At 52.6% G+C, this 24,987-nt stretch carries 26 protein-coding genes; 15 read left to right on the top strand and 11 right to left on the bottom strand.

Annotated elements, in window-relative coordinates; translation table 11 throughout:
* The first annotated feature begins 40 nt into the window (after positions 1-40).
* Positions 41-655: a DNA-3-methyladenine glycosylase I gene (locus MWU63_RS07715; protein ID WP_213889359.1), complete on the top strand. Its 615-nt coding sequence runs from the start codon at positions 41-43 to the stop codon at positions 653-655.
* On the opposite strand, the gene MWU63_RS07720 is transcribed toward MWU63_RS07715, so the two are convergent.
* Both MWU63_RS07720 and MWU63_RS07725 read right to left on the bottom strand, forming a co-directional pair.
* Positions 640-1,683, bottom strand: coding sequence for a fatty acid desaturase (locus MWU63_RS07720; RefSeq protein ID WP_213889357.1), 1,044 nt, complete (start codon positions 1,681-1,683; stop codon positions 640-642). The genes MWU63_RS07715 and MWU63_RS07720 overlap by 16 nt on opposite strands.
* 171 nt (positions 1,684-1,854) lie before the next feature.
* Entirely contained in the window at positions 1,855-2,415 is a 561-nt protein-coding gene (locus tag MWU63_RS07725; protein WP_213889355.1) for a TlpA disulfide reductase family protein, read from the bottom strand.
* Positions 2,416-2,436: 21 nt separating this feature from the next.
* Between MWU63_RS07725 and argH the strand changes: the two genes are divergently transcribed.
* The 4 genes from argH to MWU63_RS07740 all read left to right on the top strand — a co-directional run bounded on the left by argH (position 2,437) and on the right by MWU63_RS07740 (position 7,912).
* Entirely contained in the window at positions 2,437-3,828 is a 1,392-nt protein-coding gene (gene argH / locus MWU63_RS07730; RefSeq protein ID WP_213889353.1) for an argininosuccinate lyase, read from the top strand.
* Positions 3,825-3,923: a lipoprotein gene (locus MWU63_RS20470; RefSeq protein ID WP_343229458.1), complete on the top strand. Its 99-nt coding sequence runs from the start codon at positions 3,825-3,827 to the stop codon at positions 3,921-3,923. Before argH ends, MWU63_RS20470 begins: the two co-directional genes overlap by 4 nt.
* Positions 3,924-4,044: 121 nt before the next feature.
* Entirely contained in the window at positions 4,045-5,310 is a 1,266-nt protein-coding gene (gene lysA, locus MWU63_RS07735; RefSeq protein ID WP_213889352.1) for a diaminopimelate decarboxylase, read from the top strand.
* Between the two features lie 34 nt (positions 5,311-5,344).
* On the top strand, positions 5,345-7,912 hold the full coding sequence (locus tag MWU63_RS07740) for a TIGR02302 family protein (protein WP_213889351.1): 2,568 nt from the start codon (positions 5,345-5,347) through the stop codon (positions 7,910-7,912).
* 80 nt (positions 7,913-7,992) lie between these two features.
* Here MWU63_RS07740 and MWU63_RS07745 read toward each other — a convergent pair whose 3' ends face one another.
* Positions 7,993-8,859, bottom strand: coding sequence for a zinc-ribbon domain-containing protein (locus MWU63_RS07745; RefSeq protein WP_247077467.1), 867 nt, complete (start codon positions 8,857-8,859; stop codon positions 7,993-7,995).
* Positions 8,860-9,028: 169 nt separating this feature from the next.
* Here MWU63_RS07745 and MWU63_RS07750 point away from each other — a divergent pair, with 169 nt between their 5' ends.
* Genes MWU63_RS07750 through MWU63_RS07765 form a run of 4 tightly spaced genes read left to right on the top strand, consistent with a single transcriptional unit; the run spans position 9,029 to position 11,951 of the window.
* The gene (locus MWU63_RS07750) at positions 9,029-9,706 is read left to right on the top strand and encodes an ATP-binding cassette domain-containing protein (protein WP_213889349.1); all 678 of its coding nucleotides are present in this window, start codon (positions 9,029-9,031) and stop codon (positions 9,704-9,706) included.
* Positions 9,703-10,608, top strand: coding sequence for a cell division protein FtsX (locus MWU63_RS07755; RefSeq protein WP_247077468.1), 906 nt, complete (start codon positions 9,703-9,705; stop codon positions 10,606-10,608). Before MWU63_RS07750 ends, MWU63_RS07755 begins: the two co-directional genes overlap by 4 nt.
* Positions 10,608-11,342 carry a 1-acyl-sn-glycerol-3-phosphate acyltransferase gene (locus tag MWU63_RS07760; RefSeq protein WP_247077471.1) on the top strand — a complete coding sequence of 245 codons (735 nt, stop codon included), beginning with the start codon at positions 10,608-10,610 and terminating at the stop codon, positions 11,340-11,342. Before MWU63_RS07755 ends, MWU63_RS07760 begins: the two co-directional genes overlap by 1 nt.
* Before the next feature lie 3 nt (positions 11,343-11,345).
* Complete coding sequence (locus MWU63_RS07765; protein WP_213889347.1) at positions 11,346-11,951, top strand: pyridoxamine 5'-phosphate oxidase family protein; 606 nt, start codon at positions 11,346-11,348, stop codon at positions 11,949-11,951.
* An 85-nt stretch (positions 11,952-12,036) separates the two neighbouring features.
* On the opposite strand, the gene MWU63_RS07770 is transcribed toward MWU63_RS07765, so the two are convergent.
* Complete coding sequence (locus tag MWU63_RS07770) at positions 12,037-13,254, bottom strand: methionine gamma-lyase (RefSeq protein ID WP_247077472.1); 1,218 nt, start codon at positions 13,252-13,254, stop codon at positions 12,037-12,039.
* Positions 13,255-13,373: 119 nt separating this feature from the next.
* Here MWU63_RS07770 and MWU63_RS07775 point away from each other — a divergent pair, with 119 nt between their 5' ends.
* Entirely contained in the window at positions 13,374-13,832 is a 459-nt protein-coding gene (locus tag MWU63_RS07775) for an Lrp/AsnC family transcriptional regulator (protein WP_213889450.1), read from the top strand.
* Between the two features lie 320 nt (positions 13,833-14,152).
* On the top strand, positions 14,153-15,130 hold the full coding sequence (locus MWU63_RS07780; RefSeq protein WP_247077474.1) for a response regulator: 978 nt from the start codon (positions 14,153-14,155) through the stop codon (positions 15,128-15,130).
* Between the two features lie 164 nt (positions 15,131-15,294).
* Here MWU63_RS07780 and MWU63_RS07785 read toward each other — a convergent pair whose 3' ends face one another.
* Positions 15,295-15,987: a glutathione S-transferase family protein gene (locus MWU63_RS07785; RefSeq protein WP_247077476.1), complete on the bottom strand. Its 693-nt coding sequence runs from the start codon at positions 15,985-15,987 to the stop codon at positions 15,295-15,297.
* 98 nt (positions 15,988-16,085) lie between these two features.
* On the opposite strand from MWU63_RS07785, the gene MWU63_RS07790 reads away from it, so the two are divergent.
* Positions 16,086-16,535, top strand: coding sequence for a MarR family winged helix-turn-helix transcriptional regulator (locus MWU63_RS07790; protein WP_213889342.1), 450 nt, complete (start codon positions 16,086-16,088; stop codon positions 16,533-16,535).
* A gap of 14 nt (positions 16,536-16,549) precedes the next feature.
* On the opposite strand, the gene MWU63_RS07795 is transcribed toward MWU63_RS07790, so the two are convergent.
* The 3 genes from MWU63_RS07795 to MWU63_RS07805 form a co-directional block, all read right to left on the bottom strand.
* The gene (locus MWU63_RS07795; RefSeq protein ID WP_213889340.1) at positions 16,550-17,512 is read right to left on the bottom strand and encodes an acetyl-CoA carboxylase carboxyltransferase subunit alpha; all 963 of its coding nucleotides are present in this window, start codon (positions 17,510-17,512) and stop codon (positions 16,550-16,552) included.
* A gap of 164 nt (positions 17,513-17,676) precedes the next feature.
* Positions 17,677-18,294 carry a hypothetical protein gene (locus MWU63_RS07800; protein ID WP_247077477.1) on the bottom strand — a complete coding sequence of 206 codons (618 nt, stop codon included), beginning with the start codon at positions 18,292-18,294 and terminating at the stop codon, positions 17,677-17,679.
* 27 nt (positions 18,295-18,321) lie between these two features.
* Positions 18,322-19,278, bottom strand: a complete 957-nt coding sequence (locus MWU63_RS07805; protein ID WP_247077480.1) for an L-malyl-CoA/beta-methylmalyl-CoA lyase — start codon at positions 19,276-19,278, stop codon at positions 18,322-18,324.
* 322 nt (positions 19,279-19,600) lie between these two features.
* Here MWU63_RS07805 and dgcN point away from each other — a divergent pair, with 322 nt between their 5' ends.
* The 3 genes from dgcN to MWU63_RS07820 all read left to right on the top strand — a co-directional run bounded on the left by dgcN (position 19,601) and on the right by MWU63_RS07820 (position 22,514).
* Complete coding sequence (gene dgcN, locus MWU63_RS07810) at positions 19,601-20,602, top strand: N-acetyltransferase DgcN (protein WP_213889335.1); 1,002 nt, start codon at positions 19,601-19,603, stop codon at positions 20,600-20,602.
* Positions 20,603-20,685: 83 nt separating this feature from the next.
* Positions 20,686-21,651 carry an N-acetyl-D-Glu racemase DgcA gene (gene dgcA / locus MWU63_RS07815; protein ID WP_213889334.1) on the top strand — a complete coding sequence of 322 codons (966 nt, stop codon included), beginning with the start codon at positions 20,686-20,688 and terminating at the stop codon, positions 21,649-21,651.
* Between the two features lie 11 nt (positions 21,652-21,662).
* Positions 21,663-22,514 carry a D-amino-acid transaminase gene (locus MWU63_RS07820; protein ID WP_247077483.1) on the top strand — a complete coding sequence of 284 codons (852 nt, stop codon included), beginning with the start codon at positions 21,663-21,665 and terminating at the stop codon, positions 22,512-22,514.
* A gap of 403 nt (positions 22,515-22,917) precedes the next feature.
* Here MWU63_RS07820 and MWU63_RS07825 read toward each other — a convergent pair whose 3' ends face one another.
* The 3 genes from MWU63_RS07825 to MWU63_RS07835 all read right to left on the bottom strand — a co-directional run bounded on the left by MWU63_RS07825 (position 22,918) and on the right by MWU63_RS07835 (position 24,974).
* Positions 22,918-23,556 carry a DUF5671 domain-containing protein gene (locus MWU63_RS07825; RefSeq protein ID WP_213889330.1) on the bottom strand — a complete coding sequence of 213 codons (639 nt, stop codon included), beginning with the start codon at positions 23,554-23,556 and terminating at the stop codon, positions 22,918-22,920.
* 107 nt (positions 23,557-23,663) lie between these two features.
* Positions 23,664-24,464: a methyltransferase domain-containing protein gene (locus MWU63_RS07830; protein ID WP_247077484.1), complete on the bottom strand. Its 801-nt coding sequence runs from the start codon at positions 24,462-24,464 to the stop codon at positions 23,664-23,666.
* A gap of 201 nt (positions 24,465-24,665) precedes the next feature.
* Positions 24,666-24,974: a DUF1244 domain-containing protein gene (locus MWU63_RS07835; protein ID WP_213889326.1), complete on the bottom strand. Its 309-nt coding sequence runs from the start codon at positions 24,972-24,974 to the stop codon at positions 24,666-24,668.
* Positions 24,975-24,987: the final 13 nt, after the last annotated feature.

Genomic DNA, 24,987 nt, shown 5'->3' on the forward strand with positions numbered 1-24,987 from the left:
CATGATTCAATTTGTTAAACTGCTGTGGTGACTGCAAAAAATGAATGAAGCTTGTAGCTGGGTCGGTGACTCTGAAATTTATAGGACCTACCACGACACAGAATGGGGTGTGCCAGAGTATGACAGCCGCGCCCTTTGGGAAAAACTGATTCTTGATGGTTTCCAGGCAGGATTGAGCTGGATCACCATTCTGAAAAAGCGTGAAAATTTTAGGGCAGCTTTTAAAGGTTTCGACCCCAATGTGATCGCAAAATGGGGAGAGGATGATGTGCTCCGCTTGTTAGCGGATTCTGGGATTGTGCGTCACCGTGGAAAAATAGAAGCGACTATCGGCAATGCGCGTGCCTGGCAGGTTATTGAGGCGCGGGAAGGGTTTGATCAGTTTCTTTGGCGCTATGTCGGCGGTGCACCATTGCAAAACCAATTTAAAACCCAAGCGGAAGTGCCAACCGAAACAGCGCTTTCCAGGCAAGTTTCCAAAGATCTGAAGGCAGCGGGTTTTCGGTTTTGTGGACCCACAATTGTCTATGCCTTCATGGAGGCTGTCGGCATGGTGAATGATCACCTTATTGGATGCCCTTGCCACGAAAAGATTGCAGATTTCCACCGCCAGACTGTCGAATGGCGTACCAGTGCGCGTTACTTTGTGCCGTAGAGGGCCCGAGCATCGGCGTAAGACAAGAGCTTGCGGTTGTTTTCATCCCACAACTGAAGTTTTACGCAAGCAAGGCTTTGAACCAATGTCATGCGCTGTGTTTCTGCCAGAATGGGATAGTCACGCAGAACCTCGGTCAGCCGATAAAAGGGGATGCGGCTGTACAGGTGATGCACATGGTGGACACCAATATTCGCGGTCAGCCAGCGCAGTACAACGGGAAGATCATAGTGTGAACTTCCATGAAGCGCGGCATCGTGTAGCTGCCAGTCTTCGTCGTCATCCCATTGGGTCTCTTCAAACTGGTGCTGCACATAAAACAGCCAGACCCCCATCGTTGCGGCGATGACAACTGTTGGTAAGTAGACCAGAAGCAAAGGCATGAAACCGCCAAAATAAATTGCCAGCCCCAACATAACTGCAATTGCAGCGTTGGTGCACATGGCGCTCGTCCAGTATTTTTGTCCCGCTTTCATCAGGCCAAAAGGCAAGCGATTCTGAAGGAAAAACAGATAAATCGGCCCAAGTCCGAACAGCACGATCGGATGACGATAAATGCGGTAGTGCAACTGACCCAGTTTTGACATGCTCTGGAATTCACGCACTGTCATCGTATGCACATCGCCGATGCCACGCTTATCAAGATTGCCAGAACTTGAATGATGAACCGAATGGGTGCGTCGCCACACATCATAAGGGGTTAAGGTAAGCACCCCAAGAACGCGGCCAACCCAGTCATTTGCATACCGGTTTTTGAAGAATGCGCTATGCCCGCAGTCATGCTGGATCGCAAAAAGCCGCACCAAAAACGCGCCATTCAATGCCGCGATTCCAAGGGCGAGCCAGTAACTGACCGAGAGAGCCCACCAAGCAACTGCCCAGAGTAGCACAAATGGTACAACGCTGACGGCAAGCTCAAAGATGCTGCGCACTTTACTTGGGTTGCGGTATTTCGCGAGAATTTGAATCCAGTCGCGTGCATTTTCCACGGTGCTGGGGGTTTGGTCGTCAATTGAAACGTTGTTCATACTGCTTTGGATCTCACTGGCCTTTTGTAATGTCGGATAAACTACCGGGGCGAATTAGCAAGTAAATTAGACCGATTTCGCTAAATTGGCGTGTTTCTAGGCGCAGAAGCCTGGCGAATGGTTGCTTTCAAAGTGTCAGCATGGCGAATGTATGCGTGCATTAAACGGCCATTATTCTTCCACAAGAAGAGCAGCGAATATCGCTTTGGCACTGTCACTGTCCCATTCAGCGTCACCAATCAAACGGGCAATCTCCTGACCTTCGGGGTTTAGAATCATTGTCACAGGCAGGCTGAGCACTGCCAGATCAGCGGCCAGTTCACGGCTTGGGTCTAGCAAGATTGGCAGTTCTGCGATGTTTTCTTGCTCAAAGAAACGCTTAATTGCCGGCATTGGGTTGCGGGAGGTTGCGACCGGCACAACCTCAAACTTGTCACTGCCCATTTCGGCCTGAAGCCGGTCTAGCGATGGCATTTCTTTGCGGCAGGGGGTGCACCATGTCGCCCAGAAGTTAAGCACGACGTATTTGCCCTGATAGTCGGCAAGCGTATGTTTGCCTCCGTCCGGGTCGAAAAATGCTACATTTGATCCGTCACGCGGCACTTCGTGAAAGTTCAGTTTCTGCATCAACCCTTCGCGCAACGCTTCCAGTTCTGCTATGTCAGTGGCCGCTGCAGTCGTTGCAGTAAGCGCAAGCCCGGCGTATAGGACCATTGAACGTAAATACCGCATTTTCCCTCCAGGGGTTCTGACATGACCAACACAAGTTCTAACGCGATGTGGGGCGGCCGTTTTGCTGCCGGACCCGACGCGATCATGGAAGCGATAAACGCCTCTATCGGGTTTGACAAACGAATGGCTGCCCAGGATATCGCAGGCTCGTGCGCCCACGCTGCCATGTTGGCTGCACAGGGTATCATTACAGATAGTGATGAACAGGCGATACGGGAAGGCCTGCTCACAGTCTTGTCAGAAATTGAGCGTGGCGATTTTACGTTTTCGACGGCGCTTGAAGATATCCACATGAATGTGGAATCCCGTCTGAAAGACCTGATCGGAGAGCCGGCTGGGCGATTGCACACCGGGCGCAGCCGGAATGATCAGGTCGCCGTCGATTTCAGGCTTTGGGTGCGTGATCAGGTTGATGCAGTGATCGAGGGCTTAACCGCGCTTTGCAAGGCGCTGCTTGATCAGGCTGAAGCAGGGGCGGATTGGGTGATGCCCGGCTTTACCCATCTGCAAGTTGCGCAGCCGGTGACCTGGGGCCACCATATGATGGCTTACGTCGAAATGTTTGGCCGCGATATGTCGCGGTTCCGGGATGCGCGGGTTCGTATGAATGAAAGCCCATTGGGTGCGGCCGCGCTGGCCGGCACATCCTTTCCGATTGACCGGCACATGACGGCAGAGGCGCTGGGCTTTGACCGCCCGGCTGCGAACTCGCTTGATGCAGTGGCTGATCGGGATTTTGCGCTCGAATTCCTTTCATCATCAACAATCTGCGCTATGCACCTGAGCCGCTTTGCAGAGGAACTTGTTATCTGGTCGTCTTCCCAGTTCAGATTTGTTGCGCTGAGCGACCGGTTCTCGACCGGCTCATCAATCATGCCGCAGAAAAAGAACCCCGACGCGGCAGAGCTGATCCGCGCCAAGATTGGCCGGATCATGGGGGCTATGGTTGGTCTGTTCACTGTTATGAAGGGGCTGCCGCTGACCTATTCAAAGGACATGCAAGAAGACAAAGAACAAGTATTCGATGCGGCTGACAATCTGATGCTGGCCCTTGCGGCAATGACGGGAATGGTCAGCGATATGACCGCCAACCGCGAGGCGCTGGAAATTGCCGCTGCCAGCGGGTTCTCGACTGCGACGGATCTTGCTGATTGGTTGGTGCGCGCACTGAACATGCCGTTCCGAGATGCGCATCATGTAACTGGAACGCTCGTCGCTTTGGCAGAAAGCAGAGGATGTGACCTGCCGAACCTGACACTTGACGATATGCGATCCGTTCATGACGCGATTACAAAGGACGTGTTCGAAGTGCTTGGTGTGCAGAATTCCGTGGCGAGCCGAGTTAGCTATGGGGGTACGGCACCTGATCAGGTTCGTGTGCAGGTCAAACGCTGGAAGGAGATTTTGGGATGATCCGGGGTATTCTTGTTGCTGCGCTATTGGCCCTTGCTGCCTGCGGCGTTGATGGCCCACCTGTGCCACCAACACAAAATGCGGTTGCCTACTGATGTGTAGACAACGGCCGATCAATCTGACCCGCACTGTCAATGGCGCAATTGTTCCGATGTGTTTCTTTGTCATCTGCCGCTTGCCGTTTTACCTGTTTTTACGCACAAGGCCGATCGTCTGATGGATCACTTTCTTTACCGTGACGGCGTACTTTACGCAGAAGATGTTCGTGTAGCTGACATAGCTACGCAGGTTGGAACCCCTTTTTATTGCTATTCGACGGCGACACTGGCTCGTCACTACAAGCTGTTTGATGACGCGCTTGAGGGGACGGATCATCTTGTTTGCTTCGCGATGAAATCGAACTCCAATCAGGCGGTGATAAAGGTGCTTGGAGATCTCGGCGCCGGGATGGATGTAGTGTCGGGGGGTGAATATCTGCGCGCACGCGCTGCGGGAATCCCTGGCTCGCGGATCGTGTTTTCCGGTGTTGGAAAAACGCGTGAAGAAATGAAAATGGCGCTGGAAGGCGGCATTCGACAATTTAATGTCGAGAGCGAACCAGAAATGTTCGCGCTGAACGAGGTTGCCCTCTCTTTGGGTGTCATTGCGCCTATTGCGGTTCGGGTGAATCCGGACGTCGATGCAAAAACACATGCAAAAATTGCGACTGGTAAATCGGAGAACAAGTTCGGCATTCCAATTTCGCGCGCTGTGCAGGTCTATGCAATGGCCGCCGGAATGCAGGGACTCGATGCCATTGGCATCGACGTTCATATCGGCAGTCAGTTGACCGAGCTTGAGCCTTTTGAGACAGCATATCAAAAGGTTGCGGAACTGACCAAAACCTTGCGCGCCGAAGGCCATGATATCCGGCGTCTTGATCTGGGTGGCGGGCTTGGGATTCCCTACGAGCGTTCCAATTCGGCCCCCCCGTTGCCGGTTGAGTATGGTGCCTTGATCAAACGGACACTGGGTGATTTGGGATGTGAGATCGAAATTGAACCCGGCAGGTTGATTTCCGGTAATGCGGGTATTTTGGTCAGCAAAGTGATTTATCTGAAAGAGGGTGAAGACCGGAAGTTTCTAATACTTGACGCCGCAATGAATGATTTGATCCGCCCGTCCATGTATGATGCATACCACGATATCATCCCGGTGGCTGAACCGGTTCCGGGTTTGGAAACAACACGTTATGACATTGTTGGCCCGGTTTGTGAATCTGGGGATACCTTTGCAAAAGGGCGTCACCTTCCTCCGATAACAGAGGGTGACCTTGTCGCATTCCGGTCTGCTGGCGCATATGGCGCTGTCATGTCTTCTGAGTACAACAGCCGTCCCTTGATTCCTGAGGTTCTGGTGAAAGGTGATCAATTCGCGGTTATACGCGCACGTCCGAGCTTTGAAGAAATGATAAATCGCGATAACATCCCCGCATGGCTTTGACGCGCATATCGCGCATCTGCCGCTGAAAGGGATGATGAGCCAGTTTAAAATCTCGCCGACGAAGGCAACACTGAACAAATTGCGCTGGCCATTGCGGCTCACGCGTTTGGGTATGGTCGCGGAGCGTGTTACGCGCGCTTTCTGGCCTGTCTGGACGGTGTGTCTGGCTGTCTTGGCCGCCTTGATGCTTGGCCTGCACGACAGATTGTCGAGCGAAGTTTTCTGGGGCATAGCTGTGGTTTCCGGTCTTGCTATGATTTGGTTTGTTTGGAGCGGCATACGCCAGTTTTACTGGCCTTCGGCAATCGAAGCATCAGCAAGGTTAGATGCGACATTACCCGGGCAACCTTTGGCGGCTTTGGCAGACCATCAGGCAATCGGCGCAAACGATGAAGCGTCGCGTGCAGTATGGAAGGCCCATCTGTCGCGAATGCGCGAGGCAACACGGGCGGCGCACGCCGTTCAGCCAGACCTGCGCGTTTCCCGCAATGACCCGTTCGGCCTGCGATACATGGCGGTTCTCGCTTTTATCGTTGCCGTCAGCTTCGGGTCTATCTGGCGTATTGCGAGCGTTACAGAACTCGCGGTCGGGGGTCAGGCATTGGCAACTGGCCCAAGTTGGGAAGGCTGGGTCGAGCCACCGACATATACCGGCAAACCAAGCCTCTATTTGAATGACATCGCAGAGGGGCCGCTTTTGCTGCCAAAGGGCAGCTTGATAACTGTGCACCTTTATGGCGAAGTGGGGTCGCTCGCCGTGTCGGAAACGGTTTCCGGTCGTAACGAAGTACAATCCGACAACACTGAACTGGCAGAGGTTTTCACAGTTGAAACTGGTGGTACGTTATCAGTTGAAGGGTCGGGCGGGCGCAGTTGGCAAGTAAGCGTGATCGCGGATAAGCCACCTTCCATTGAGTTTGATGGTGACATGGATGTCGCCGCCAGTGGCGAAATGCGGCAGCCCTTTGCTGTAACTGACGACTATGGTGTTGTTGGGGGGCAGGCAGAAATAACGCTCGATCTCGGGGCTGTTGATCGTCGCTATGGTTTGGCTATTGATCCGGACCCGCGCGAGGCGATCGTTCTTGATCTGCCGATGACCATATCAGGTGATCGTGGTGAATTTAGTGAAACACTGGTCGAAAACCTGTCTTTGCATCCGTGGTCAGGTCTACCGGTCAGGATTGTGCTGCGCGCAGAAGATGCACTGGGACAAAACGGAAAGTCCGAGCCACTGGAAATTGCCCTTCCGGGGCGGCGGTTTTTTGACCCGCTCGCGCGTTCGGTGATTGAAGGACGGCGCGATCTTCTTTGGGCAACTGAAAACGCCCCGCGTGTTGCGCAGGTTTTGCGCGCGGTGACCCACCGACCAGAAGATTTCGTCCGCTCCACGTCAGCCTATCTGATGCTTCGGGTTGCGATCAGACGTCTTGAGGCTGGGGTTGATGCAGGCTTGTCAGATGAATCGAAAGAGGAAATCGCGACTGCGCTTTGGGATATTGCTGTTCTTCTGGAAGATGGAAATCTTTCAGACGCATTGGAAAGAATGCATCGCGCGCAGGACCGGCTAAGCCAGGCAATGCGTGAAGGTGCAAGCGACGCGGAGATTGCCGGACTCATGCAGGAACTGCGCGAGGCGACACAGGATTACCTGCGCCAGTTGGCGCAAAACCCACGTGAAGGTGGTGATCAGCAACAGGCCGACAGCCGGAACATGCAGCAACTGACCGAGCAGGACCTTCAGGATATGATGGACCGCATTCAGGAATTGATGGAACAGGGCCGCATGGAGGAGGCGCAGGAACTGCTCGATCAACTGGCCGAAATGATGGAGAACATGCAAGTGACCGAAGGTGCGCCAAACGGCGAACCTGGCGGTGAAGGCGAGCAGGCCATGCAAGGGCTGGAAGAAACTCTGCGCGGTCAGCAGGGCCTTTCGGATGATGCTTTCCGTGATCTTCAGGAACAGTTTAATCCCGGCGCACAGGCAGGGCAAAGCGACGAGAACGAAGGTCGCAATGGCGGAGAAGGCCGTGGCCAAAGCCATGAGGGTCAAGGGGGGCAGGGCTCTGGTGACGGCGAGTTGCAGGGAGATGGCCAAAGCGGTGGGCAAGAACGAAGCCTTGCGGAACGCCAGCGCGAATTGCGCGAGTCGCTGCGCCAGCAACAAAACGGGCTGCCCGGTGCTGGTACGCCTGAAGGAGACGCCGCAAGAGGTGCACTTGATCAAGCAGGACGCGCGATGGATGGAGCAGAAGAAGCACTGCGTAACAATGATCTTGCCGAAGCACTCGACAATCAGGCCGAAGCGATGGAAGCCCTGCGTGAAGGCATGCGACAGCTAGGCGAGGCTTTGGCACAGCAGAACAGTGAAAATCAGGGTCAGCAGGGGCAAGTCTCTGGTGAAGGTCAAGCGCGCGATCCACTGGGGCGTAATGCTGGCGCGCGCGGCAATCCCGGAACGAACGAAGGTATGTTGCAAGGCGCGGATGTTTATAGGCGCGCAAGAGAATTGTTGAACGAGTTGCGCGACCGGGCGGCAGATCAGACGCGCCCGAAACCAGAGATAGAATATCTCAAACGTTTGCTGGACAGATTTTGAGTTTCTATTGAATGCGCCCGGAGATTCAGGCGGGACACATTTCTTGAACCGGTATCAAACTTACCAACAAAACGATGTTTTTATTCTGTCGCGCCGGAAATGAGCGTTACAGCGCGGCCAAGCGCATTGTCCATCCAAAGACGCAGACCGTTCACCCAGTCAACATAGGCGATCAAAGCAGGTTTTGCCTGAGGAACAGCTTCTGCAATTTGCGGCGCGACGGCATAAAGACCAATTCCAAGAGCAAACAAAGCCAGGATGAGTCCGAAACCAAGCCTGAAACCTTTGCTGCGCTGGTGAACTTCTATTTCTTCTTCAGTTTCACCGTCTTCATCACGTTCAGATGCCGATCGCAGAGTCGAATTTATTTCTTCGATATCTGGAAGTAAATCGCTACGGTTGCCCGGTTCCTCTGGTTCGGGTTCTTCACCCCGCAGGCGCGCAGTGCGTTCTTTTATCGCTGCGGCTTGCAACTCAGTCGTGTCATTGCTTTCTTGCAGCCCCAGATCGGGCTGAGTTTCTATCGTTGCGCTACCTTCGGCCCGCCGATTGCGTGTTTCCAGGTCGGCTTCTTCGCGCAGAACATCCAAAACCGCTTCGTCTAAAGTCCGCCGGTGAATCTCCTCGGGTGTTTCTTCGCCTTCCGCTGTCTCGTCGTCGTCACTGGTTTTATCCGGGGTTTCTTCGGTTTCCAGCGACTCTTCCAGTTTGTCATCTTCCGCTGCGTGAACATCCTCACTCTCAACGTCAGAGTGTGCCTCTTCCGTCTCCGACGTTTCCACGTGATCCTGATCTGTCAGTTCATCGTCTGCGTCTAGATCGACATTTGAGTTGTTCTGAAACCACGTTTGGCCGCAGTTGGAACATTGTACGTCACGCCCTTCTTCGGGGATAACGCTATCGTCCACCTCGTATTGCGCATCGCAATTCGGACAAATTAGCCGCATATTTCTCGGTCCCTACTACGGTTTTATCGCTTCAATTTGTCTAATGATAAACGTATTAACAGGGCGACGGCAAAGATCAAAGCGTTTGAGCCACCATGATATTGCATCATTTCGTAAACTTGGCAAAAACTGTGTCAAAGATATAACGGATTGGGCCGAGGAGCACAGAGTGATTGAGCTACACAATGTCGCCTACAGCTATGGCGGGGGCGAACTTTTTAACGATATCTCGCTCAAATTGGCACCCGGATCGTTTCATTTTCTTACGGGGCCATCCGGTGTCGGCAAGTCTACGTTCCTGAAACTTTGCTATATGGAGCTTGCGGCGACATCCGGTCAGGTCCGGGTTTTCGGGGCAGACGCAAGCCAAATGACCCGTGATGATATTGCGCGGAACCGGCGCCGTATCGGTGTCGTCCATCAGGATTGTAAGTTTCTTGACCACTTACCGCTTGCTGCCAACGTCGCACTGCCCCTGACGGTTGCAGGGCGTGACGCGTCGGCGGAAGCAGCGAACCTGACAGAATTGTTGAACTGGGTTGGGCTTAGCCAACACACAGATGCACTGCCACCGCAGCTATCGGGTGGAGAACGCCAGCGCGCCGCACTGGCACGCGCCGTGATCATGTCGCCAGATGTTATTCTGGCGGACGAACCAACCGGTAATGTTGACTGGGAAATGTCGCAACGCTTGCTTTCGCTTCTCGTGGAACTGAATCGCATGGGCAAAACGATCATGGTTGCAACGCATGACCTCGCGCTTATCCGCGCTGCCAAGGCGCAGGTTGGCGCCCGCGTACTGCGCATCCAGAACCAGAGCGTTCAGTTGGCGGGGGCAGATCTGTGAACCAAGCAATTGTTGCCCTAAGAGCGTTGTTTGTTGGTGATGTACACGCTGATCGCGTGGTGCCGCCGACCGGGTACACTGCCTGGCTGACCTTGTTTGTTTCAGGTGCGATGGCCTTCCTCGCCGTGTTTTCGCTTGCGCTTTCGCTTGCAACAGGACGATTGGCGGATCGGTGGTCATCAGAACTGGCTCGCAGTTCAACCTTGCGAATTTCCGCACCTTCTGGGCAGATGGCAGCGCAGACGCAAGCCGCGCTTGAAGTTCTGCGCACGACACCCGGTGTTGCCAGCGCCCGGGCTTTGGATGAAGCGGAGCAACGCGCGCTGCTGGAACCCTGGTTTGGGCCCGACTTGCCTGTCGATAGCCTGCCGATTCCGCAGTTGATTGAGGTAATTGAAGACAGTGATGGTTTTGATGCAGAGGGGCTACGTCAACGATTGGCAGGCGAAGCGCCGGGTGCAGTATTGGACGACCACACGCGTTGGCGCACGCCTCTTGTCAAAGCGGCAGACAGGTTGCGGCTTCTTGGTGTGATTTCGATCATTCTAATTGCTGCAACCACAGCTGCTATGATTACACTTGCCGCGAATGCAGCGCTTGCGGCGAATCTTCAGGTTATTCGTGTGCTTCGTCTGGTCGGGGCAAGAGATGTCTATATTGCGCGTGCTTTTGTTCGCCGCTTTACCCTCAGGGCGCTTGTTGGCGCGGGTGTTGGCACTGTTTTGGCGATGATTGCCGTGGCGATCTTACCTGATGCACAAGCTGCTGGCGGTTTTTTAACCGGGCTTGGCTTTCAGGGCGTGCATTGGCTATTGCCGCTCTTGATCCCGCCACTTGCTGCAATTGTCTCGTTCTGGGCGACAAGAACGGCTGCACTTAGAACGTTGGGGGGAATGACCTGATGCGTCACGCTATTCAATGGGTTCGTTCACTTATTTTCATTATTCAGATGTACATCGCGCTTGGGATTGTTGGCTTTGGTTTCATGCCACTTGCTGCGGTGAACCGGAAATGGGCGTTTCGTGCAATTCATATCTATTGCAACTACGTGCGCTGGAGCGCGTCCTGGATTGTCGGTCTCAAATCTGAAATCCGCGGTGAGGTGCCAACAGACGGCGTCATTGTCGCATCCAAGCACCAGTCCTTTTTCGACATTCTGCTGATCTCCAGTGTGGTGCCGCGGTTGCGTTTTATCATGAAAAAAGAACTGCGCTGGGCACCGGTGATTGGCCAATACGCATATTGGACCGATACGATTCCGGTTGACAGGGGCAAACGCGGAAAGGCCATCAAGCAGATGGTTGCTGACGTGAACAAGGGCACAAAAGAACCAAGCCAGTTGGTGATTTTCCCACAAGGAACCCGTGTCGCGGCTGGGGTCAAGAAGCCGTACAAGGTTGGAACGGCGGTTCTTTATGATCAAACGGGTCAAGAGGTCGTGCCAGCGGCTACAAATGTAGGGATGTTCTGGAAGCGACACGGTATTATGCGTTACCCGGGCGTCGCAGTGCTTGAATTCTTACCGCGCATTCCGCCGGGCAAACCTGAAAGAGAGTTTCTTGCCGAACTGGAAGTAGCGATTGAAACGGCAACCGAGGCATTGGAGGCCGAAGCCGGTTTCGTGAAAAAGGACTAGCCGATGGAAATGATAGACAGTATCGCCGCACTTGAAGCGATCTATGGAACCCCCGGCGAAGCGTCCATTCTTAAAGTCGCGCGTCAAATGACCCCGACATATCGAAAATGGATCATGGCCAGCCGGTTCTGTGTATTTTCAACCGTCGGGCCAGACGGTACCGACGGTTCACCACGCGGTGATGCTGGTCCAGTCGTTCAGGAACTTGATGTTCATACGCTTGCCATGCCGGACTGGCGCGGAAACAACCGGATGGATTCCCTGCGCAATATTGTAAGGGACGGACGTGTTTCACTGATGTTTATGGTTGCGGGGTCTGAAAATGTCGTGCGTGTGAATGGCACAGCGCAACTTACAGCCGATCCCGACATGCTCGGTCGGTTTGAAAAGGTTGGTAAGCAGCCACGATCGGTCATTTTGATTGATATTGCAGAGATTTACTCGCAATGCGCCCGGGCGGTAATACGTGCGGGGATCTGGCGTGATGGCGACCAGTCCGAAGGTTTGCCAACAGTGGGTGATATGCTTCGCGAAATGACCTCGGATGAATTTGACGGCGCGCGCTATGATGCCGATTGGGCAGGGCGCGCCGTCAAAACTATGTGGTAACGGTTACGGTAACACACTTTGTATAGTATTCCGAACTGGCAACAGTGTATTTGCGGCCAGTCATCTCTGATATCAGTTTAACCTTCTAAGCGGCCACTTTCCGCGCGACGCTTGGCAATGCGCCCATCAGATCCTCCAGAATGTCATCGACATTTTCAAGACCGACAGACAAGCGGATCAGCCCCTCTCCAATATCATGCTCGGCGCGTTCCTCCGGTGTATAGGTTGAATGGGTCATGCTGGCAGGATGCTGAATTAATGTTTCCGCGTCGCCAAGACTAACAGCGCGCTGGATCATCTGAAGCCGGTTCATTGTTTCAATGCCGGTACGCATTCCACCATGAACTTCAAAGGCGATCATTCCACCAAAATCTGCCATTTGCTTTTTCGCCAGGCCGTGTTGTTCAAAGCTTTCAAGTCCAGGGAAATAGACCTTTTCAACTGCACTATGCGCTTCCAGCTCCCGCGCAACGATCATTGCGCTTTCGCAATGGCGCGCCATCCGCAGTTCCAGCGTTTTCAGGCCCCGGGTAATGAGCATAGCGTTGAAAGGTGACATGATAGAGCCCGTCATATCCTTCATGCCTTCCATGCGAACACGCGTTACGTCTTCTGCATTGCCGACAACCATGCCAGCGATCAGGTCACCATGTCCGCCCAGATACTTTGTTGCCGAATGCACAACCAGATCAGTGCCCAGTTCAATCGGACGGGTCAACAAAGGCGTGGCATAGGTGTTGTCGACGACTACCTTTGCGCCACCCGCTTTAGCAATTTCCGAGATCGCGGCAATATCAACGAGCCGCATATTCGGGTTAGCGGGTGTTTCAAAGTAGACAATCTTGGTTTTCGCATTCATTGCGCGGGTCAGGTTTTCAGGAATTGTCATATCGACATGCGTGATCGTAATGCCGAATTTCCGAAGGCCGTGGTTCATAAATGAGAAAGTGCAGCCATAAAGCGTTTTATCAACAATCACCTCGTCGCCCGGCTCTAGAAAAGTCCAGAGAACTGAAGTGATTGATCCCATACCGGATGAGTTCGCGAGCGCCGCTTCACCGCCTTCAAGATTCGCGATGCGTTGCTCTAACAAGTCAAGTGTTGGGTTTGAGATGCGAGAGTAGATATGGCCGGGCCGCTCTCCGGCGAACATTTCGCCCCCTTGTTCAGCCGTGGCAAACGAAAAAGTAGATGTCAGGTGCAGAGGCGGGGTCAATGCACCGTGTTCATCCTGAGGATCATACCCGTGATGGATTGCACGGGTAGCAAAGCCAGTGCTGGACGATTTTGAAGCTTGGGTCATTTCTGCGTCTCCGGTACTTTGAGTTACCTCTATGATATGCTAAGTAAGAGCGCATTTAGTTGCTAATATTGCCAAGTAATGAAATATAAATGGCAGTTATTGCTAAGAAGGTCGAAGATATGGATGCTAAAGACCAACAAATTATTCGCGAGCTTCAACTTGATGGGCGGCTTACAAATAATGAACTTGCTGAACGGGTGAATCTATCGCCATCACCGTGTTTGCGCCGCTTGCGAAACCTTGAGAAATCCGGAGTTATCCAGGGATATACGGCGTTGGTTGATCAGGCGGCCTATGGTTTGCCTATTACTGTCTTCATTCGTATTCGGCTGGAGCACCACAATAAAGAGGCCGTTCAGGTGTTTGAGCAGCACATAAACCGGATCGACGAAGTCCTTGATTGCTATCTGATGACTGGAGACAGCGACTATCTGCTGCGCGTGATCGTTGAAAGCCTAGCGTCTTACGAAGACTTTATTCGTGAGAAAATTCACCGAATCCCTTCGATTGCGTCGATCGATACGAGCTTTGCGTACGGGACCGTAAAACAGAACCGCGCCTTTGCTTCTGTCATTTGAGAACAACAGATCAGTAGCTAAACAAAGGCTGCATGGTGAGGTATGGGTCAGACTAAGTTTTTTTGAACATTAAAATTTTTCTATTGAGCAAGGAAAAGTATGGGTTTCCTTGTGTTTGCACGAAAAACCGCTGCATCTGAACGTCGTTTGCTCTAGAGTTTCTAAAGATAGGGTCGGATGTTTTTCCACTTTCGCACTCCCCTAGAGCGGGTGTTTAGAAACAATACAACATAATATGGCCTTAAAATTTCCATAAAAAATACAATCCCCATCAACTAGTCTGATCTCTCAAGTCAGTAAGACAGCTGCGGAGAAATTTGATGAAAATACTTGCCGTTGATGATGATGTATTCATCCTCGAACTACTTCCAGTTGTTTTGGCAAACTCTGGGTATCACGACGTGTCAGTTCGCGCGTCCCCTATCCGCGCTCTTTCGCTTTTAGAGCGGGAAGAACCCAAGTTCGACTGTCTTTTCCTTGATATCGCAATGCCGGGTATGGACGGTATCGAGCTATGCCGCAGAATTCGCGCTTTGCCGGGTTATAAAGAAACACCAATCATTATGTTGACCGTGATGTCTGACATCTCGCATATCGACCGGGCGTTCGAGGCAGGTGCAACTGACTATGTTACAAAACCGTTCGACGTGACAGAGATTGGTGCCCGGGTGCATATCGCGGAAAAACTGATCGCTTCTCAGTATGGCGTCAAAGAGCGTCAGGCGGCCAAAACCTCCCCTGTGAGCAAAAGCGAACCCGTTGTCGCAACAGCATTCCTTGATCCGCAGCGCATCGAAGATGTTGAAGGTGCGGTCGAATATGAAGCGCTTTCAAACTATCTGGGTCAGCTTTCAAGAGCTGGGTTGGACAGTTCAAATATCTTCGCGATCAAGATTGATCAGGCGGAAGAGATCCACTCAAAGACAAGCCCGCTGGAGTATTCTTTTGCCTTGTCAGAGGTCGCTGACGTGATCGCTGAAATCCTTCGGGAAAAAGGGTTTTTCCTGATGACTTACGCGGGAAGCGGACATTTTCTATGCGTTTCTCATAGCAACTACTTTGACTCCGATCCGGATGCGGTATTGACGCTTCAATACGCGATTGATGAGCGTGAGTTAGCTTACGACAATGGTTCACCTATGGACATCAACGTTTCGGTTGGGAAATCGCTGAAGCCTCGTGTGAGCGCCTCCAAGGGAACGCACCGGATTTTCCGCGTGGCAATTGCGCGGTCGGAAGACACCTACAATGCAAAACAAGGGCTACTCAGCCGACCGAACATTCGGCGTGTCCCATAATAAACTGCCAAAGGGATGGTTGGTGTCAGCAGCCAACCATCCCAACCTAACAAACGAAAACCGCGGCCCCGTTCAGGAATGGCTGCGGTTTTTTTTATGAGCTCGCTTGAATTTCAGAATAACACGTCGCAATCCGACCCTGGATCAGACGGTCTGTCAGCGGCTCACAGCGCGTTGCTTAGCGCTGGCGCGAGGTTTGCAGAGGCGATAAGCGCAGCAAGGTGTGAATCGCGATTTTTTAGGAATTCAAGCAGTTGATTATTGTAATCCGACGATACAGCTTCGACAATTGAAGGTCTTTTTGTCAGCATTGCACGCCAGTGGGCCACTTTGGGTTTGCCCTCAAAAATTGAGTGGTCAAGGATTTGGTCAAAGACATCGAAGTACCGAAAGACTGGGCCGAAAACTGCGTCAACGAGACTAAAATCAGCACCGTTAAAGTAGGGCCCCTCGCCAATCTCCGTCTCTAAGCGGGTGAATTTTTCAGAGAGCGCAATCGATTTCTTGCTGAGGTTCTCAGAGTTATCCGCGTTATAGAACCCCGCAATATCGTTCAGAACAGCAGATCCAAACTCAACCCAAGCCCGGTCACGCGCACGTGTCAGAGGATTATTGGGATGAAGTGGGTTTGGTTGCGTATCTTCAAGATATTCCAGAATAACTGCGGATTCGAAGATTGGAGTATTCTCTGCCACCAATACAGGTGTTTTTCCAAGCGGCGAAATTTTTAGGAACCAGTCAGGTTTGTTCGAGAGGTCGATATACGTACGGTCAAACAAAACGCCTTTTTCTGCAAGTGAAATGGCTGCGCGTTGAACATAAGGGCACAGGTGGTGGCTGATCAGGTGAAGTGTCATTTGGTGATCCTTTAATATAGATGCAATCGCATCTATATGGGTGGATATATTTTAGAGTCAACCTTGATGCATTTGCATCTATATGTCATGAACCCGATATGGCTAAACAAATCAAAGATGAAACTATCGATCTGTGGAAAAGCCTTATGCGCGCAAGCGAACGTGCGCTCGCGTTTATCGAGGCCGAGTTGGCAACGCAGAGTTTGCCACCACTAAACTGGTATGACGCCCTGCTCGAAATCGAAAAGGCAGGAAAAGAAGGCATACGGCCATACGCGCTGAAGGATCAGTTATTGTTGCCGCAATACGGGACCTCGCGTTTATTGAACAAAATTGAAAACGCGGGGTTAATTTCCAGGATTGCCTGTGACTCAGACGGCAGGGGGCACGCTGTAAGAATTACGAAAGACGGAAGGGAAACCCGCCGAAAGATGTGGCCCGTTTATGAAGAGTGTTTGAAAAAACTGCTGGAAGACAGGTTTAGCGCGTCGGAAATAGAAAGTGTTGCTTCACGCCTTGATCAGATCAGCCCACCCGACAGGAAATGAAACCTTTTTCCAGGTTATGCAGCGAGCCCCTTTGATCCGAGATCCAGATATTTCTTTCGTCTGTCCTTGACCAGCGCATCAGGCTTTTTCTTTAAAAGTTCTGCCAGCGTTGTTTCCAGTGCACGACCTACTGCTTCTATTGCAGCGGTACGGTCGCGTTGTGCGCCACCAACAGGTTCTTTGATGACTGTATCTGCTACGCCCAGTTTAAGCAGATCTTGCGCAGTCAGACGCAATGCTTCGGCCGCTTCGCGCATTTTCTCCGCGTCCTTCCAAAGGATAGAGGCACATCCTTCAGGGCTGATCACCGAATAGATTGAATGTTCGAGCATCAAAATTTTGTTGCCCGTCGCGAATGCTACTGCACCGCCAGACCCGCCCTCGCCGATGATAACCGAAATTAACGGCACTTTGACCTGCAAACATTTTTCGGTTGAGCGTGCGATCGCCTCTGACTGGCCGCGCTCTTCTGCGCCTTTGCCGGGGTATGCACCCGGGGTGTCTACAAGTGTGATGATCGGAAGGCCAAATTTATCGGCCATTTCCATAAGCCGGATCGCTTTACGATACCCCTCTGGCCGTGCCATCCCGAAATTGCGCTCGATACGAGTTTTCGTATCGTTGCCCTTTTCGTGGCCAATGACCATCACCGCGGTATCGCCAAGCCGTGCAAGCCCACCCATGACTGCGTGGTCATCCGCAAAATTACGGTCTCCGGCGAGTGGCGTGTATTCTTTAAACAGCGCATTTATGTAATCTTTGCAATGCGGACGGTCAGGGTGGCGCGCGACCTGACATTTGCGCCATGGTGAAAGGTTTTTGTAGAGGTCGACCAGCATGGTCGCCGCCTTTTTATCCAACCCGGCGGCTTCTTGTTCGACGTCCATCTCTTCATTCGCACGCGCAAGGGCGCGCAGTTCTTCGGCTTTGCCTTCAATTTCGGCAAGCGGCTTTTCGAATTCGAGATAGTGGGTCATAATCTACTCCGGAAACCTGATCTGTCCGTATATGGCAATACCCGCTGCGCAATGCAACTCAGCAAGATTATGACGCGCAGATAAGCCTATGGCGAGTGGGATTTTCCTGCGTTTCCAAGTTCGATCAATCAAAAAAATTAATTAATGCGAATTGCGTATCAGTTTTAAGCAAAGGCTTGAAGGGCAATTTCAGGCGAAGTCAGAACCGGCATCTTTAGCTGGCTCAATAAAGAAGACGCGCCAGCCATCGATGCTTGCGCAAGCACGACGGTGTTTGTGTCAGGATGGTCAACAACATATGCGTTCACGGCCCCGGCAATGCAGGCCAGAAACGCCTCGTTTTCACCAGCTTCAAACAAGGGCCAAAACTGCTCAAGGAACATTGGTATGATCGTTGCGTCTGAATCAGTCGCTTCAATTTCCTGTTCCAAAAGCTCAGTGCTGGGGGTCCGCGTGCTTTCCAGACAAAATACCATCAGAATTTTTCCACCACGCCGCGCCGCTGCACTCATCATGGGCCGGTCTATTCGGATAGCACCAAGCTCTTCTGCGACCGGGCCCAAAGTTGTGCAGGTGCAAACAACAGGGCCGTCTGCAGTTTGCACCAACTCAGAAATCTCTGCATGCAAAGCAGAATCCATGCCATTTTCACGCGCGCGCGTCAGCCAGTCTTCGTGGATGTGCTGTACAAGTTCCAAATTTGGCGCAATTTGCTCTGCCAGTTTTGAAAAGGTTGCGTGATGCACCGTTGCTGTGTGCAAAAGCGTCAGTGGTTTTTCCATCGCGCCTATCCCGAATTCCTATGTGTCTTAATCGTTAATCATTTCTGACTGCCGGACAATCACTTCGGCCTGTTTAATGCTCGCGATATCAACCAAACGACCTTTGTAGACAGTTGCGCCTTCGCCGTTCGCCTTTGCGGTTTCCATTGCAGCAAGGATTTCACGTGCCTCGGTAACCTGTTCCTCTGAGGGTGTGAAGACCTCGTTCGCGATTGCAATCTGCTTTGGGTGGATCGCCCATTTGCCAACCATACCCAAAGTGGCCGAGCGTCGGGCTTGTGCGCGAAAGCCTTCATCATCGCTGAAATCGCCAAAGGGGCCGTCGACAGGCAAAACTCCTTGTGTGCGACATGCCGCAACAATTGCAGCCTGCGCCCAGTGCCACGGGTCGGACCAGTGTTTTTCGCCTTCACGGTACATGTAATAGTTTTCTTGCGTGCCGCCGATTCCGGTTGTCTGCATGCCCATCGACGCAGCAAAATCCGCAGCACCCAATGACATCGCCTGAAGTCGCGGGCTTGATGCAGCGATTTCTTCCACATGCGCGATACCAGCAGCACTTTCGATAATCACTTCAAAACTGATCGGCTTTGCGCGCCCCTTTGCGGCCTCGATGGCGCTGACCAGGGCATCAACCGCATAGATATCTGCTGTACACCCCACCTTCGGAATCATGATTTGATCCAACCGGTCGCCCGCCTGTTCCATCAGATCAACGACATCTTTGTACCAGTAGGGTGTATCGAGACCATTGATCCGGACGCTCAGGGTTTTGGTTCCCCAATCAACACCACTGATAGCTTCGATAACATTCTCACGCGCACTATCTTTGTCGGAAGGGGCGACAGAGTCTTCCAGATCAAGGTTGATAACATCTGCGGCGCTAGCGGCCATCTTTTCAAAGATCGCGGGGCGCGAGCCCGGGCCAAACAATTGGCAACGGTTCGGACGGGCTGGAGCAGCGGGTTGAATGCGAAAGCTCATAGAATTGGCCTCTCGGTAATGATGTTACGTTATGGGTTGCTGGAGGGATAGAATATTGCGTCATGCTGCGCAAGCAGCATTGCTTGCAACTGCAGCAATTCAAGCTAAGCGACTATAAAGAGCTACTCGCGATAGTTTGTTTAGAATCAAATTTGGTGAGAGGAGAAAAATGAAGTATTGTGAATAAAAGAGTATATATTATTCTAAGAAATTCTAATTCTCACGAATAAACGTGCATCAATAAGTAATATTGCCACGTATCTTGCGAAATATTCCCTGCCAAAATTGTGAATAATAGAGACTGATTTTTCTGGGGGCTGACATGATCGAAACACCATACCTTCTTTTTCTCGGCGATGCGCCGGACCAACTCGCAGCAAAAGTTGCGCAGGGTATCAAGGATTGGCGCCCTGAAAACGCCGTTGGTCAGTTTCGGTTACCCGGATGTGGCGCCGACGTTGGGCTTAAGGATCTCAGCCTTGCAGAAGCGCAAGCCGCTGGCGCCAAAACACTGGTCATTGGTGTCGCCAACCGCGGCGGCTATATCTCAGCAGCATGGAAAGCTGTGCTGATTGAGGCGCTCGAGATGGGGTTTGACCTTGCTTCTGGTTTGCACAACCTGTTGCGCGACGAAGGTGATCTTGTCGCCGCTGCGCAAACTCACGGCGGCACCGTGCACGACGTGCGGGTTCCGACGGTCTGGTACCCAATCGCGAATGGTGAAAAGCGTACGGGAAAGCGCTGCCTGGCGGTTGGGACGGACTGTTCCGTTGGCAAAATGTACACTGCTCTGGCGATGGATGCCGAGATGCAGAAACGGGGAATGAATACCTCGTTTCGCGCGACGGGTCAGACTGGTATCCTGATCACAGGCCAAGGTGTGCCACTTGATGCAGTGATCGCCGATTTTATGGCGGGTGCTGTTGAATATCTTACGCCCAACAATGACGACGATCATTGGGATCACATTGAAGGGCAGGGGTCACTTTTTCACGTTTCCTATTCTGGTGTCACGATGGCGTTGCTCCACGGTGGGCAGCCAGACGCGTTGATCCTTGCGCATGAGCCGACACGCAACCACATGCGTGGTCTGCCGGGATATGATTTGCCCTCGCTGGAAGAGCTGCGTGATACTGCTTTGCCTTTGGCACGGGTTTCAAACCCGGCCTGTCAGGTTGTCGGTGTTTCTGTGAACACGCAACACCTGAGCGATGATGAAGCACTTAGCTATCTGGCAGAGGTTGAGGCACGCATGGGCATTCCTGCGGTTGACCCGTTCCGTCAGGGGGCGGCGCGTCTGGTGGATGCACTCGCCACGCTCTGAAACCTCTCTACGTTTCCTTGCAAAAACATTCCACTCGGGTGAAGAGTGCCTACAAGGAAACGCCAGATGCCGGGAGGCAACATATGGAACTCTTAATCACCCCGGATGTGTTCAAGCTGGCGCAGGTTTTCACGATTTCGCGGGGGTCACGGACCGAAGCGAAAGTGCTGACCGTACGCGCGACAGAAGGCGAAAAAACTGGCTGGGGGGAATGTGTTCCTTATGCGCGGTACGGCGAAATGCTCGAGTCTGTGGCGGATCAGATCGCAAGTTTGCCATCAGATTTGGATCGGGTGTCGCTTGCTGGTCTTCTTCCCGCAGGTGCCGCGCGCAATGCTGTTGACTGCGCACTTTGGGATCTGGAGGCAAAACATGCAGGCAAGCGTGTATGGCAGTTGGCGGGTCTTGCGAAACCTGGGCCGGAGATTACGGCCTATACCTTGTCGCTCGACACCCCGGAAAAAATGCGTGCGCAGGCAGCCAAGAATGCACACCGTCCATTGCTGAAAATCAAACTCGGCACGCCCGACGACATGGGGCGGCTTGAAGCCGTGCGAGCAGGCGCACAGAAATCCCGCATCATTGTTGATGCGAACGAAGGCTGGACAGCTGAGGTTTATGCGGACCTCGCGCCCCACCTGCTGCGGCTTGGTGTTGAGCTTGTGGAGCAGCCGCTTCCTGCGGGTGCGGACGACATGCTTTCAGAAATCGAGCGGCCTTTGCCCGTCTGTGCAGACGAAAGCTGCCACGACCGGGCGAGCCTGCCTGATTTGAAGGGTAAGTATGACGTAGTGAACATCAAGCTCGACAAAACTGGCGGGTTGACCGAGGCGCTTGCCTTGCGCGACGAGGCGTTGAAGCAAGGCTACGACGTTATGGTTGGTTGTATGGTTGGATCTTCACTTGCAATGGCCCCTGCGACGCTTGTTGCGCAGGGTGCATTGGTAACAGACCTTGACGGGCCGCTTCTGTTAGCCGAAGACCGCGATAACGCATTGCAGTTTGACGACGCCGGGGTACACCCACCTGTGGCCGAACTTTGGGGTTGAGGAGAGATAAGATGAGCCGGACAGTTTATGTAAACGGATCTTTCGTGCCGGAAGAGGACGCCAAGGTTTCAGTCTTTGACCGCGGATTTCTGTTTGCTGATGGTGTATACGAAGTAACCAGCGTTCTGGGCGGTAAACTGATTGATTTTGCAGGTCACGCCAAACGGCTGGAGCGGTCTCTGAACGAGCTTGATATGGCAGCACCCTGCACCATGGATGAATTGCTTAAAATTCACCGTGAACTGGTGCGTCTGAACGAAGTTGACGAAGGCCTCGTCTATTTGCAGGTGACGCGCGGAGCCGCAGACCGGGATTTTGTTTTCCCCGAAGGTGTTGCCCCAACGCTTGTGCTGTTCACCCAGTCAAAAACGTTGATCGACAGTCCGGCCGCGAAAAAAGGTGCCAAGATCATTTCGATTGAAGATATCCGCTGGGGGCGCCGCGACATCAAAACCGTGCAGTTGCTGTACCCGTCTATGGGTAAGATGATGGCAAAGGCTGCAGGTGCGGATGACGCCTGGCTGGTCGAAGATGGTTTCGTGACCGAAGGCACAAGCAACAACGCCTATATCGTCAAGAATGGCCGGATTATCACCCGTCAGCTTTCAACTGACATTCTGCACGGGATCACCCGCGCTGCCGTTCTGCGTTTCGCGCGCGAGGCCCAGATGGAAGTCGAAGAACGCCCTTTCACCATTGAAGAGGCGATGGACGCGGATGAAGCCTTTACAACATCTGCTTCTGCTTTTGTTATGCCGGTGGTTTCCGTTGATGGGGCAGAGCTTGGCGATGGAACGCCGGGTCCAGTTGCAAAACGCCTGCGCGAAATTTATCTCGATGAAAGTCAGAAGGTCGCGGTCTGATATATTTCTGGCTTATCGGAGATATGAAGCCGTTAGGCACCCTGTAGACGGTTCAAATTCCCAGTTATGCCAACTGGTTTGCGTTGCTGCGCCTGGCCTTTCGAGCTCCGCACACACTCTGAAAGCTGTTGGTGAGATAGGTTCATATCGATAGGGCACATCAGTAAAAGGATCTGAAAGGCGGACATCTCTGCTACAGCTTTCGATTTGTCCGAGTTTTTCGGGAAGCGTATTCTGATTTGAATCGGCAACGCATTCAACGAATGAGGCTAACTCTCTGAGGTCGGTTATCCGTGCTTCGTCACGTTTTTCCATGCGCCCCGCGGTCGGGCCCCCAACGACAACCAGTCCCACGATGACGGCTACAACTACAATCAGCGCGATCAGGATCTGGGGGAGGTACTCAGAGCGCATCTTTTTTCTCGTTGGTTTCCTTGCTGAAATAGAAAAATATGATACCTGCAACGACAGCAACAACAATTGACTTCGCAATGAAGCGCAAGGTTAGATCACCGCTCAACAAGGCAAAGATCGCGTACATCAGATCACCCAGCAAAGAGATTGATGCGATAAACAGCGTGATGTATCCAAACCATTTCCTGACGCCAGACCGGCTTTTACCAGGGTCAACGCGGGTTTCGCGCGTTGCACGAGTATTCAGGATAAGAAAAAGCGGCGCAAAGACGATAAGCGAGGCGATCGACCAACGCATTTGTCCAAGCGCGTAGCTGGCGGGCCGGATATCTGAGGGATCGGGAAGCCAGCGGTCAATCAGGTTGAAGGATAAAGTGGTTAAATGCCACGCGGTCATACCCAAAGCAGCAAACATCAGGCCGTAGAAAAATGCTTCTTGCGCCGAAACGTACGCGCGAGGTCGCGGCACTGGCGGCGAAAAATCACTGTCCACCCAGGCATTTAAAGAGTCAGATATCTCGTTCGGGGCCCACCCCGCTTTTGCCAGTGCCTCAGAAATTTCATCACGCGATCTGCCAGCGGCAAGGGCGTCATGTACAAAAACGGCTATTTGATCAGCTGGGCGCATGTTGGTCAGCCTTAAAGCAAGTGATGGTTTTTCTAAATGTAAGATAGCCAAAAGAGGCATGATCGCGCAATGACAGGTAATTAGTTAGCTTGGTACTTACTACAGTTTCACTTTCTCGCTGAAATAACATGCCCCGAAGTCGGAAAAACCGCTTCGCCAGATTGGACCACATATTTCGAAAGCGTCCGGTCTGAGTGTTCAAGAACTTCTTTAATCCTGGCTTCTCCAAGATGAATATCGAATAGAGGTAGCCAACCGCGAAGTTCGGCTTCGACCATGCTCTGCGAACTTGGGAAACGGGCGGACTCGACCTTCGTTTCGACAATGATATCGCTGAAACCCGCACGTTCAAGCAAAGTCATAACGTCGCCATGGTTTCCCAATGTGAATGGCAGACGCACAGCGTCTGCCGCAGCTACGCCAACATGTTCTCGCAGGACGGAAATGATCTCTTCATACGTGGGGTTCTCCTCGATCGTGTTCCACACCGAAATCGCGAGTTTGCCGCCGGGCTTGAGGATCCGAAACATCTCGTGAACTGCCGCTTCCCGGTCCTCAAAAAACATCATCCCGAACTGTGACATGGTGCAGTCGAAAGATGCGTCTTCCAGCGCTAGCGCTTCGGCATGACCGAGCACCCAATCGATGTTGGCTTCCAATTCCTTAGCCGCTGCAATCATACCCGGTGCCGCGTCAACACCGACGACACTGCCAGCGACGCCAACGCGAGACAGGGCATCCCGTGCGAGCACGCCGGTACCACAGGCAATATCAAGAACGTGGTCACCTTCGTGCACCCCTACCGCTTCAAGGAGATGTTTGGTCCAAGGTGCAAACAGAGCGGGCACGAAAAGTCTTTCATAGCCTCGCCCCGCCTCGAGCAGTTCAGTGGGAACAGGATCACTCATCGGTCAGGCACTTCTATTTCTCATTTCCTTTGATGATCCTGCCACTGGCGACAGATTCTGGCAACGCCGTTCGCATATAACGGCAACTAAAGGCCCAACGCTGACCGGGCACAAAGGTTTTCATTTTTGGAACAGTTGCAGGCTCTGGTCTCAGCACCATCAGTTTTTTTGTGTCCATCCAACGAGCAGATATTTGAAGCCTTACCGCTCTCCCACATTTTCTCGGAAGGCGACTTCGAACTCGGCCTGTTTTTCAGGGCTGGCTTCGGCTTGGTATTTTTCTTTCCACTCGGCAGAGGGCATTCCGAGAAACGCCTCGCGGCCTTCTTCCTTGCTCATCTCAATGCCGCGTTCGTTGGCAGCTTCCTGATACCATCTTGAAAGGCAATTCCGGCAGAACCCTGAAAGGTTCATCATATCGATGTTCTGGACGTCTGTCCGTTCTCTTAGATGATCCCGCAGACGACGAAACGCGGCAGCTTCCAGTTCGGTTCGTGTGGCTTTGTCCATCATAGATTCCTTG

The organism is Pseudohalocynthiibacter sp. F2068 (assembly GCF_023015645.1).
Taxonomy (GTDB): domain Bacteria; phylum Pseudomonadota; class Alphaproteobacteria; order Rhodobacterales; family Rhodobacteraceae; genus Pseudohalocynthiibacter; species Pseudohalocynthiibacter aestuariivivens.

What these genes read in the sequence shown, in the direction of transcription:
- MWU63_RS07830 (WP_247077484.1), bottom strand. Translation starts at nt 24,464, where the DNA reads ATGAGTGATCCTGTTCCCACTGAACTGCTCGAGGCGGGGCGAGGCTAT.
- MWU63_RS07820 (WP_247077483.1), top strand. Translation starts at nt 21,663, where the DNA reads ATGAGCCGGACAGTTTATGTAAACGGATCTTTCGTGCCGGAAGAGGAC.
- lysA (WP_213889352.1), top strand. Translation starts at nt 4,045, where the DNA reads ATGGATCACTTTCTTTACCGTGACGGCGTACTTTACGCAGAAGATGTT.
- MWU63_RS07720 (WP_213889357.1), bottom strand. Translation starts at nt 1,683, where the DNA reads ATGAACAACGTTTCAATTGACGACCAAACCCCCAGCACCGTGGAAAAT.
- MWU63_RS07765 (WP_213889347.1), top strand. Translation starts at nt 11,346, where the DNA reads ATGGAAATGATAGACAGTATCGCCGCACTTGAAGCGATCTATGGAACC.
- argH (WP_213889353.1), top strand. Translation starts at nt 2,437, where the DNA reads ATGACCAACACAAGTTCTAACGCGATGTGGGGCGGCCGTTTTGCTGCC.
- MWU63_RS07770 (WP_247077472.1), bottom strand. Translation starts at nt 13,254, where the DNA reads ATGACCCAAGCTTCAAAATCGTCCAGCACTGGCTTTGCTACCCGTGCA.
- MWU63_RS07780 (WP_247077474.1), top strand. Translation starts at nt 14,153, where the DNA reads ATGAAAATACTTGCCGTTGATGATGATGTATTCATCCTCGAACTACTT.
- MWU63_RS07790 (WP_213889342.1), top strand. Translation starts at nt 16,086, where the DNA reads ATGGCTAAACAAATCAAAGATGAAACTATCGATCTGTGGAAAAGCCTT.
- MWU63_RS07725 (WP_213889355.1), bottom strand. Translation starts at nt 2,415, where the DNA reads ATGCGGTATTTACGTTCAATGGTCCTATACGCCGGGCTTGCGCTTACT.
- MWU63_RS07825 (WP_213889330.1), bottom strand. Translation starts at nt 23,556, where the DNA reads ATGCGCCCAGCTGATCAAATAGCCGTTTTTGTACATGACGCCCTTGCC.
- MWU63_RS07775 (WP_213889450.1), top strand. Translation starts at nt 13,374, where the DNA reads ATGGATGCTAAAGACCAACAAATTATTCGCGAGCTTCAACTTGATGGG.
- MWU63_RS07785 (WP_247077476.1), bottom strand. Translation starts at nt 15,987, where the DNA reads ATGACACTTCACCTGATCAGCCACCACCTGTGCCCTTATGTTCAACGC.
- MWU63_RS07745 (WP_247077467.1), bottom strand. Translation starts at nt 8,859, where the DNA reads ATGCGGCTAATTTGTCCGAATTGCGATGCGCAATACGAGGTGGACGAT.
- MWU63_RS20470 (WP_343229458.1), top strand. Translation starts at nt 3,825, where the DNA reads ATGATCCGGGGTATTCTTGTTGCTGCGCTATTGGCCCTTGCTGCCTGC.
- MWU63_RS07740 (WP_213889351.1), top strand. Translation starts at nt 5,345, where the DNA reads ATGAGCCAGTTTAAAATCTCGCCGACGAAGGCAACACTGAACAAATTG.
- MWU63_RS07800 (WP_247077477.1), bottom strand. Translation starts at nt 18,294, where the DNA reads ATGGAAAAACCACTGACGCTTTTGCACACAGCAACGGTGCATCACGCA.
- MWU63_RS07715 (WP_213889359.1), top strand. Translation starts at nt 41, where the DNA reads ATGAATGAAGCTTGTAGCTGGGTCGGTGACTCTGAAATTTATAGGACC.
- MWU63_RS07805 (WP_247077480.1), bottom strand. Translation starts at nt 19,278, where the DNA reads ATGAGCTTTCGCATTCAACCCGCTGCTCCAGCCCGTCCGAACCGTTGC.
- MWU63_RS07760 (WP_247077471.1), top strand. Translation starts at nt 10,608, where the DNA reads ATGCGTCACGCTATTCAATGGGTTCGTTCACTTATTTTCATTATTCAG.
- MWU63_RS07795 (WP_213889340.1), bottom strand. Translation starts at nt 17,512, where the DNA reads ATGACCCACTATCTCGAATTCGAAAAGCCGCTTGCCGAAATTGAAGGC.
- MWU63_RS07835 (WP_213889326.1), bottom strand. Translation starts at nt 24,974, where the DNA reads ATGGACAAAGCCACACGAACCGAACTGGAAGCTGCCGCGTTTCGTCGT.
- dgcN (WP_213889335.1), top strand. Translation starts at nt 19,601, where the DNA reads ATGATCGAAACACCATACCTTCTTTTTCTCGGCGATGCGCCGGACCAA.
- dgcA (WP_213889334.1), top strand. Translation starts at nt 20,686, where the DNA reads ATGGAACTCTTAATCACCCCGGATGTGTTCAAGCTGGCGCAGGTTTTC.